This is a genomic window from Silvanigrella aquatica, from assembly GCF_001907975.1.
GTDB classification, from domain to species: Bacteria; Bdellovibrionota_B; Oligoflexia; order Silvanigrellales; family Silvanigrellaceae; genus Silvanigrella; species Silvanigrella aquatica.
Map to the genome: position 1 here is coordinate 439,825 of NZ_CP017834.1, position 9,372 is coordinate 449,196.

General features: G+C 24.9%; 9 protein-coding genes and 1 pseudogene. 6 read left to right on the plus strand and 4 right to left on the minus strand.

What is annotated here, in order from left to right; genetic code table 11:
- Nucleotides 1–25: 25 nt before the first annotated feature.
- The 3 genes from AXG55_RS01925 to AXG55_RS01935 form a co-directional block, all read right to left on the minus strand.
- Nucleotides 26–862 carry an IS3 family transposase gene (locus tag AXG55_RS01925; RefSeq protein ID WP_148696237.1) on the minus strand — a complete coding sequence of 279 codons (837 nt, stop codon included), beginning with the start codon at nucleotides 860–862 and terminating at the stop codon, nucleotides 26–28.
- A gap of 14 nt (nucleotides 863–876) precedes the next feature.
- Complete coding sequence (locus tag AXG55_RS01930; protein WP_148696238.1) at nucleotides 877–1,164, minus strand: transposase; 288 nt, start codon at nucleotides 1,162–1,164, stop codon at nucleotides 877–879.
- A 68-nt stretch (nucleotides 1,165–1,232) separates the two neighbouring features.
- Nucleotides 1,233–1,760, minus strand: a complete 528-nt coding sequence (locus AXG55_RS01935) for a hypothetical protein (RefSeq protein WP_148696462.1) — start codon at nucleotides 1,758–1,760, stop codon at nucleotides 1,233–1,235.
- Between the two features lie 1,067 nt (nucleotides 1,761–2,827).
- Between AXG55_RS01935 and AXG55_RS01940 the strand changes: the two genes are divergently transcribed.
- The 6 genes from AXG55_RS01940 to AXG55_RS15210 all read left to right on the plus strand — a co-directional run bounded on the left by AXG55_RS01940 (nucleotide 2,828) and on the right by AXG55_RS15210 (nucleotide 9,129).
- Entirely contained in the window at nucleotides 2,828–4,165 is a 1,338-nt protein-coding gene (locus AXG55_RS01940; protein WP_148696463.1) for a radical SAM/SPASM domain-containing protein, read from the plus strand.
- Between the two features lie 11 nt (nucleotides 4,166–4,176).
- The gene (locus AXG55_RS01945) at nucleotides 4,177–5,424 is read left to right on the plus strand and encodes a radical SAM/SPASM domain-containing protein (protein WP_148696464.1); all 1,248 of its coding nucleotides are present in this window, start codon (nucleotides 4,177–4,179) and stop codon (nucleotides 5,422–5,424) included.
- A gap of 178 nt (nucleotides 5,425–5,602) precedes the next feature.
- Nucleotides 5,603–6,583, plus strand: coding sequence for a hypothetical protein (locus AXG55_RS01950; protein ID WP_148696465.1), 981 nt, complete (start codon nucleotides 5,603–5,605; stop codon nucleotides 6,581–6,583).
- Nucleotides 6,571–7,299, plus strand: coding sequence for a cupin-like domain-containing protein (locus AXG55_RS01955; RefSeq protein WP_148696466.1), 729 nt, complete (start codon nucleotides 6,571–6,573; stop codon nucleotides 7,297–7,299). The genes AXG55_RS01950 and AXG55_RS01955 overlap by 13 nt, the downstream gene beginning before the upstream one ends.
- A 15-nt stretch (nucleotides 7,300–7,314) precedes the next feature.
- Complete coding sequence (locus AXG55_RS01960; protein ID WP_148696467.1) at nucleotides 7,315–8,301, plus strand: hypothetical protein; 987 nt, start codon at nucleotides 7,315–7,317, stop codon at nucleotides 8,299–8,301.
- A gap of 45 nt (nucleotides 8,302–8,346) precedes the next feature.
- The gene (locus AXG55_RS15210; protein WP_473245950.1) at nucleotides 8,347–9,129 is read left to right on the plus strand and encodes a CPBP family glutamic-type intramembrane protease; all 783 of its coding nucleotides are present in this window, start codon (nucleotides 8,347–8,349) and stop codon (nucleotides 9,127–9,129) included.
- Between the two features lie 9 nt (nucleotides 9,130–9,138).
- Here AXG55_RS15210 and AXG55_RS14775 read toward each other — a convergent pair.
- Nucleotides 9,139–9,372 (minus strand): annotated as a pseudogene (locus AXG55_RS14775) (hypothetical protein); the annotation flags it as partial.

Here is a 9,372-nt window from a genome sequence, read left to right on the forward strand (position 1 = left end):
GGTGTGATCCCCGAAAAGTGGACGGTTAAATTTCATAATTTTTTTCATACTCTAATGGTGCAAGATAATCAAGGGCAGAGTGCGCACGAATTCGATTATAAAACACCTCAATATATTCTATAATCGAAGATTTTGCTTCTTTTCTAGTAAGAAAATTGCATCGATGTACCAATTCTTTTTTTAGAGTGGAAAAAAATGTTTCTGTAATAGAATTCTCATAGCAGCTATTGCTCATGCTTTGATGAAAATGATTTAATTTTAAATATTTTCTAACTTCTTTACTTGAATATTGTGATCCTTTGTCACTATGAAAAATTATTCCATTTGGAAAATGAGATCTTTTTTTGTATGCCATGTTTAGTGAATTCAAAACAATTTCTCTTTTTAGATTATCTTGCATGCTCCAACCAATTATTGCTCTTGAAAAAGTATCCAATATTATGCACAAATAAACCCAGCCCTCTTTCGTTGGAATATAAGTAATATCGCTGGTCCAAAGTTCGTTGGGCTTATAGGAAGTAAAATCCCCTGAAATTAAATTCGGAAAATGTATCGCTTGCCTATCAACCTTTGTTGTTGTTTTAAATTTAGGTTTGCCGACCCCATTCAGATTTAGTTTCTTCATAATCTTGGATATTCGTTTTTTTCCAACTTTAATAAATGACTTTTTAAGTGTTGATAAAATTCGCCGTCTTCCATATGTACCCCTTGAAGAAGTATGTATTTTTTTTATTTCTTCTTCAAGGCTAAACTCAAATTGATGATTTTTATCTTTACACTCAAGCCATTTATAAAATCCACTTTTAGAAACGCACATTACTTTGCAAAGTAAAAGAATAGGATAATTAAGCTTCTCTAGCAATATAAACTCGTATTTTAATCGAGTTGCTTTGCAAAGAAGCTTGCCGCCTTTTTTAGGATTTCATTTTCCTTTTTTAAAAGCTCGTATTCTCGCTTTAGCTTTTTCAATTCGTCAGAGTTTTTCTTTATATTTGAATTTTCCTTTTCGCCAATAGAACGCTTCCAGCTATTCAGAGTGGGGTAGGAAACCTCAAACTCCCTAGCTATCTGAGCCATGCTTTTAGGGCTATTTTCTAAGACTTCAAGGACTTGGTTTTTAAACTCAAGAGAATATTGACTTTTAACTGATTTCTTCTTTACCATGGGACAACCCTTCTATATGAACGCCTAAGTTCATAGCATATTGTCCACTAAAAGGAATCACTTTAATTTTATTTAAAGCAATTTGGGTCATTAGAAATATCATTTTTATTTATAAATGATTTATTTGGATAAATCATGACAAAATTTAAATTACTTTTTATAGGAATAAATGAGGAAGGCAAAATAGATTTAATTGTAATTATACTATTTAATATCCAATTTTCATGAGAAGCAATTGGAAACCAACTAGATGAATCATTTACATAATAAACATAGGGAGTAGTTAATGTCTCAAATTTTTTCTTGCAAGCAGTAACTAGTTTATTTATATCTTGCATTCCCCCCTGAGCAATAAAGTAACTATAGCTATCAGATTGATATTCTGTCATATTAAATTTGCAACTTCTAACGCCAGCTTTCCAATATCCGTTTAAAGTTTCATAAATATCATTATTTTTTAACCAATCCCAATTTCCATTGCTATCAGCACAATAAACTCTCAGATTAGCAATTGGTTTGTCTAAATTATGCGCATCAATTGGTGAAGTAAATAAAGCAATTGTAATAATTAAAAAAGTGTTTAAATATAATTTCACTTAAAGATTTCCTTTATATTAGTAAAATAATTGCTATTAAAATAAATTAAGTTCTAAATCAAAAAATCTAGAATTATAATTATTTACAATGATAAAAAAATATTGTCAAATATTTTTTTATCATTGTAAATAAAGTTTAAAATTAGTATTTAATTTTAAACTTTATTTAATAAAACTTTATTTAATAAAACTTTATTTAATAAAACTTTATTTAATAAAACTTTATTTAATAAAACTTTATTTTTATAAAATGTATACTATACTGTAATAAAATCCTAAAATCCAATGTTTATATGAAAATTCAATGACATTTTCGCAGTTTCATAAAATGCGATCCGAATAATATGCCTTAATAGCTACCTTAGCTGTCCAATTGATAAGTTTAATATAATTCTTATAAAATATTTTAAATATAAATTATTATTACAAAATGATTTATATTTAAAATAATAAAATTTAATTTATATTACTTAAAATAAATTTTGGTATTCTAAAGTTTGTACTTAATTTAAATAATAAGCATATAAGATTTAATTTATATTAATTGTTAAATTTAATTTGTAAAATTTTTATTTTTTTAATAATAATTAAAATAAAATATTTATAATATTATAATTTGACAATTGAATTAATATATTTTATTAATCACTGTCTTAAAATTTAATATAACTTTTAAGACTATTCCAATTTTTTTTTCAAGGGAGCTATTTATGCAAAATAAAGAATCAGAGAAAAAAGCTTTTAATGGATTCACCATCAAAACTGCTGTACAGCAAGAAAGCGGACAACTTGGTGCAAGTGCATGCTGCAATAAATGCTAGAACTAAAAAAATTATTTTATTAATATTTATTATAATATTGCTTTTTTTATTTGTAAAGTAGCATTTTATATTAATAAATTAATAAAAAAAAATTGAGGTTATTTTTTATGAATGAATATAAAAAGTAACCTTTTGTTTTTATCACTAAATAATATACATTACCTTATCATTAATAAGGTAGTCTAAAAATTATCAATATCTAGATAAATATAATTTTAATAATTAATTTTTAATTGAGAGTTTTTTATGAATATCGTTAATTTTAATAGAAAAAAAACTGCATTTATATCTTATCCTGAATTTTCATTAGCTTCTGTAGATAATAAAACGTATGAATTTCATGGGGCAGCAAATGACATAATAAAGAAACTAAACTCAATAGGATTTTTAGACATCAATAATACAAGCAGAGAAGTAGCAGAAACATATGATATTTCACTAAATGAATCAATCAAAGAAACTTCTAAATTAATTAATGAGTTAAAAAAATTAAATATTATTGAAAACAATGAAAATTTACAGAAATTTGAAAATATTCAAATTAACCAAAAAAATATAGAAAATAATACAGATGTTTCTCATTGGAATTATGCCAAATTAAATCTTATTCCAATACGTTGCAAACTAAATTTAACCTGGAGATGCAATCAAAAATGTTCATTTTGCTATAATGGAGACAGAGAAAATCCTGTAAATAGTCATTTACTTTGCACAAAAATACAAGAACTATCTACTGAAGAAATAGATGACTATTTAGGCCAAATGAAAGACGCTGGAACATTTTTTATTAGTCTTATTGGTGGAGAACCTCTACTTCGCAAAGATCTAGATCAAATATTAAATATTACCGATAAATATCAATTTGCAATTGATATAATTACAAATGGGACATTACTGACACCCCAAAAAGTAGCGATGTTAAAAGAACACAATATTCAGCAAGTATTTATACCATTTTTTGGTTCAACTTCTGAAATGCATAACAAATTTGTTAAAACAGAAAATGCATTTGAGAAAGCAGTAAAAGGTTTGAAATTGCTTAAAGAAGCGGGAATACGTGTTGGAGCTCGCTCCTTTATCACTCGTAACAACTTTTTTCAATGGGAAGAGGTGCGCGAAATGATTTACAATATGGGGGCTGATTATCTTCCCTCAGTACAAGTTCATAAATCTTGTGATGGTAAAGTTGATGAACTTTCACTTAGGGTAACTAATGAACAATTAATGGAATTAAAAAATAAAGGCATATCAATGTACGATGGCCATGAGTGTTTAGTCGGTCTAGCACGAGTAGACATTCTTCCAGATGCTTCTCTTGCTCCATGTCCTTTAATGGTAACACCCTATGGAAATCTCAGAGAGAAAAAATTTAAAGATATATGGTTAAACTCACCTCAGGTTAAGCGTTTAAGAAAATTGGTTCAATTGAGAATGGACGCCAGTGACTATGGTTTGGAAAAAGCATCAAGATGCGCTCATGACGCCATTTGGGATGATGGTGGCATCATTAAGCTCTCTTCTGAAGCAGCACGCTTAATTAAAGCTTTTAGAGAAACTCCTAGATCCAATTCTTCTGGTTGTTAGAAGGAACAAATATGTCTTTTTTAATAAATTTTCAAGCATTAGCGATGCGTAAATACGGAACAACATGGAGTTTGAGAAATATAAAAAATAAGCAATCAATTTTGTTAAAAGATGATGCCGCAGACTTTTGGGACTTTTTATTAGATAATAATTCAAGTAGAGATATAAATGATTATCTCAAAAGATTTGAAGAACCTGAGCAAGTAGAAAAAGCTTTAAATTCTTTAGCAGAAATACTAATTAATAATGATATGTTAATTATTAATAATGAAATCATTAATAACAAAGAACATTATAATAAATTAATAAATTTTAATAATTCAGAAAATTATAATCAATTAGCAAATGAACTTTGTGAGATTTCACTAATGGAATCTAAAATTTTATTAACTGAAATTGAATTAACTCATGCATGTAATTTCCGCTGTTTACATTGCTATCAACCTGAATCATGGAAACAAAGCAAACTACCTGGAAATTTATTACAATGGAAAAAAGCACTTGATAAATTAGAATCATTAGGAGTTTTATACTTAATTTTTTCAGGTGGGGAATGTACACTGCTACCCTATTTCCGAAGTTTAGTTTCTTACGCACGCGAAAGATATTTTGATCTCTCAATAATAACAAACGGATATTATTTGAATGATTCACTTTGCAAATTTCTTTTAAAAATGAATTTATCTAAAATAACAGTCAGCGTTTATGGATTTGATTCTAATGAATATGAAACATTTACAAAAATTAAAGATTCACATAAAAAAGTAAATCAAAATATATTACTTGCAAAATCTTATGGGTTACCTGTTTGTGCAAGAATTATATGCACAAAATATCAAAAAAATTTAAGCAATACACTTGAGTTTTATAAGTCACATGGAATAGATACGGAAATTATATATGAAATGATGAATAAAATTGAAAAAGATGATAATTCAATTTCAGAAATGGTTATAAAAAAGCATGAAATATCAGAACTCTTAAATAACCAATTGGATATTATTCCTCCTTCAAGAAGTTGTACTGCAGGAACATTAAAAATAAGAATTGAACCAGATGGAAGCATTATACCATGCGAACTTTTAAGAATGAAAATGGCAAATATTTTTAATGATGAGTTAAATGACTTAATTAATAAGCCTTTATTTAAAAGTACTCGTAATTTCGTTTCTAAATTCAATAATACCAAATCAAAAAATGGTTGCCCAGTAATGGGAGGGTTATTAAATGAAAGAATACTAAAAAATGAAACAAGCTAAATATTATTATTTTTATATTCAATCTGGTGCCCTAAGATCTATCGAAAACATGCAAATAACTTATTTTTATACTTGGCTGGCTGCTAATTTAAAAGAGCATCAATATTTTTTAATTATATCTTTTTTTAATATTATTTTTATCTCATCAAATTATTTTTTATCAAAAAAATTTTATTCATTGCAAAAAAAATTTTTTATTTTAAGCAGTTTTTTTTCTCTTACCTGCGGATTAATGTGGTTTAAATTATATTATATTAAAGATGAAATATTAAGTATTAAATTTTTATTTATTATTTTTATATATTTTATTCTTGAAGCTGGTGTTTTGCTTCAACTTAAATGTTATAGTAGCATGTATTATAAAGAAACAAATGGGCTTATTATTGACAATGAAAAAATATCAGCAAATTTAGCAATATTTTTAATATTTGTATTTGGAATATCATTTTCATCTTTAGTTAATCAAGTAAATGTATGGTTCTTTTTTATAATAGGAATACTTTTCTTTATTAATGGTATTTTAGGATTCTTAACAATTAATAAATTAAATTTTACTTATGAAAAAAGTGATAATAAAAATTTTTCAAAAATAATTTTCAAATTCTACATAGAAAATTGGAGACTTTTTTCCTCTATAATAATTGCAAAAGTAAGTTTTTCTATATGGTGTTACTATCAACCAATATATCTAAATAGTAAAACTGAGATAATTGAAAAAAATATGATTTCTTCAATATTTTGTATAATTTTCATTTCTTCAATTTTTTCAATGTTTTTTGTTAGAAAAATATACAATATTATTTCACCTAAAAATTTACTATCGATTTCTATTTTTGGAATTATTTTATCAATTTTTTTAGGATTACACTTTAAAAATATTTTGGTAATTATAGTTAGCTATATATTGCTTGGTTTATCATCAGGTATAGCAATATTAGCAACACAACATTTATTTTTTAAGATAACGAATAACTGTCTCGTTGTAGCTAAATTATCGTATTGGTCTATAATCGAAGATACTATTGTAGCAATTTCATTATTTTTAATGGGGGTTTTAATTAAAAATATAACTATTAATTGGATTATTCTAATTTGCATTTTATTAAATATTTTAGTGATTGCACTCTTGAATTTTAGGTATAAACTATGCGAAATATAAACTTTTTTTTACAGTATCCATTTATTTTAAAAAATTTTATTTCAGATTGGAGCATTAACAAAAGTGATTTAAATAAAACATTTACTGATAAAGCATTACCAGTTGAATTCTTTGATAGCCCTAATTACCATAGACTCATTTTTACAAAAAATCTACTACTTAGTGATTATTTAAAAAATCATTTTATATCAAATGACAATAATGAATATTGCTTAATTTCAAATATAGAAGTTACAAAATATTTTCCAGAAATAATAAAAACATTAAAAATTCCAAAACAATTAGAAAATGTCCCAGACTTGAAAATCACAGCGTTTATTGCTAAAGCAAACTCCAGTAGCGCTATGCATTTCCATATTCAAAATAACTCACTTCTTTGTCAGATAAAAGGTAGCAAAGAAATTATACTTCTATCGCCAGATATTTTTTATAAAATAAAACCTGAGTATTTCTGGTCTAAATATTTTAATCACTCAAAAATTGATTTTAGAAGTATGAATGTACACTTTCCTTTAAAATCTTTTAAATTTACTTTGAATGAAAATGATGCATTGTTCATACCTGCTTATTGGTGGCATTACGTTGAAAATCAATCACCTAGTATTGCTTTTGCCTTATTTTATCCTCAAAAATGCATAAATTATGTGCCTCTAAAAAATAAAATTCATGCTTTCTTAGGAAAAAAAATTGAAAGTATTAGACAAAAAATTATTTAATTTAAAAGGATTAATATGCAATCGATAAGAGATAAAGAATTTGAAAATATTATAATAAGTCTTAGAAAAGAAAAAGATACTGAATCAATATTATCACTTTTTCATGAGTCAGGACTAGGAAATAGTATTACTAAAGATCTTTTAGAAAATATTTTAAACTCATCTATTTTTGTAAAAGTTGCTAAAGATATAAATACAGATAAAGTAATAGGTATGATTTCAGCCTATCCAAGATCAGAAAAATCATGCTGGCTATCAGAATTTATAATTTCTAAAAATAAAAGAAATCTACAACTTGCAAATTGGTTGTTTAGAGAGTCTTGTAAATATGTTTCACAGCTCGGATATAAGACTGCATTTGGAATCGCAAAAACAGAATCTATATCAAATGCATATAAGTATTGGGGAGTTATTCCCATTTTTTACGGCGAATCTATAATTCCTCACATTAGCCTTAACCTACCATACGAATTAGATATTTTTTTTCCTATTAAAATTAACTCTGATAAATTTGACTATCAACTAAAAATAAACCATAAAATTTATAATACAACTTTAGATTATGAGTATTTAAATGACGACAAATTAAATGTAAAACTATGGGATGACTTAGAATTTAATTTGAATACTGGGCATTTAATTAATAAATTCAAAACACTTCTATTTCATCCCTATTTAGTGCCTGAAAAATATATAGAATGGAGCATTTCATTATATGATTACCAACCCGTTTGCCTTGTTAAAAAATCAATAAATAGTGCCCATTTTTTAACTAAGCAGGGCATTAATATCTTTATTAAAAAAATAAAAAATAAAAATTACATTGAGTTAATTAAATCTGATAAATCAAAATTTTTAAGATTAACTTATAAGTATCCTAAGAATAGTCATCCAATGATTTCTGAAAAAACAAAAAATTATATTATCAATAATGTCAATGTAATTGATTATATTCATAAATTTACAGTTTTTGATAAAAATAATGTTATTCTTTCATTTTAAAATTAATTTTTTGTTATATATTAATAATTTTAGGCGATAATTAAAATGGGTTTATACTTAATCAATTTTAACAAACAAAATATAAATTTAAATTTTGTCATCTTCATTTCAATTATTTTTCAATCAATTTTCACATATTCTTACGAAATTTTTGGGTATATAGGGCCGTGGCTATCTCTTTTAAGCCTATTTTTCATTGTTAAAAAACATAATTCTATACAGTTATTAGGTTTAAAATGGGGGATTTATGATTTATATTTATTTATCTCAACTACATTTTTAGTATTTTCATTTCTCTTTTTATCAATTAAGAATATATGTTTTTTTATCTTCTACTATTATTTAAATTTAGATATTTTGATTTACATTATAGGACAAACATTAACAGAAGAAATTATATTTGGATATCTATTCATAGAAAAAATAAGAGCAATAAATAAATTAAAAATACAATTTATAATAATAATATGTTTCGCTTTAATTTTTCCAATTTTACATCAAATTTTGTACACAAATCCATTTAGATATAAGCATGAAGAATTATCAATAATTTCTTTTTTTTCATTATTTATTTTTGGATTTATTCGCATTATTGGATATATTATTTTCTTAAATATATCTTTATCATGGGCGATTCATTTAGGATGGAATTTGGTATTTTTGCCAACATATTTTATAAATAATAGCAATATTGAAATATCTGAACCTCAAAAATTTAATTTAATATTTTCTCAAATAGAAATTTTTATCTTTATATTATTAATTTTTTTATTTTCTATTTATACTTATTTTAAATCAAAATTATATTTAAAATGCCAGCATCTGTAATAAAATTAGTCAAGAGTGAACATCAAATTTCATTTCAGTCATTATCAAATCTTTTTGAATCCATCCTTTTTTTCTCGCTGCAATAGAGTTAAGAATTATTAATAATTTTCTCATGACAGCAACAATAGCTACTTTTGTTTGTTTTCCTTTTAATTTAAGACGATCATAAAAATTTCTCATTTCCTTATTCCACTTTAATGGTGTCCTTCCGACAACTTTGCATGAATAAAAAATGGAGACGAA

What these genes read in the sequence shown, in the direction of transcription:
- AXG55_RS15210 (WP_473245950.1), top strand. Translation starts at nt 8,347, where the DNA reads ATGGGTTTATACTTAATCAATTTTAACAAACAAAATATAAATTTAAAT.
- AXG55_RS01945 (WP_148696464.1), top strand. Translation starts at nt 4,177, where the DNA reads ATGTCTTTTTTAATAAATTTTCAAGCATTAGCGATGCGTAAATACGGA.
- AXG55_RS01955 (WP_148696466.1), top strand. Translation starts at nt 6,571, where the DNA reads ATGCGAAATATAAACTTTTTTTTACAGTATCCATTTATTTTAAAAAAT.
- AXG55_RS01960 (WP_148696467.1), top strand. Translation starts at nt 7,315, where the DNA reads ATGCAATCGATAAGAGATAAAGAATTTGAAAATATTATAATAAGTCTT.
- AXG55_RS01930 (WP_148696238.1), bottom strand. Translation starts at nt 1,164, where the DNA reads ATGGTAAAGAAGAAATCAGTTAAAAGTCAATATTCTCTTGAGTTTAAA.
- AXG55_RS01940 (WP_148696463.1), top strand. Translation starts at nt 2,828, where the DNA reads ATGAATATCGTTAATTTTAATAGAAAAAAAACTGCATTTATATCTTAT.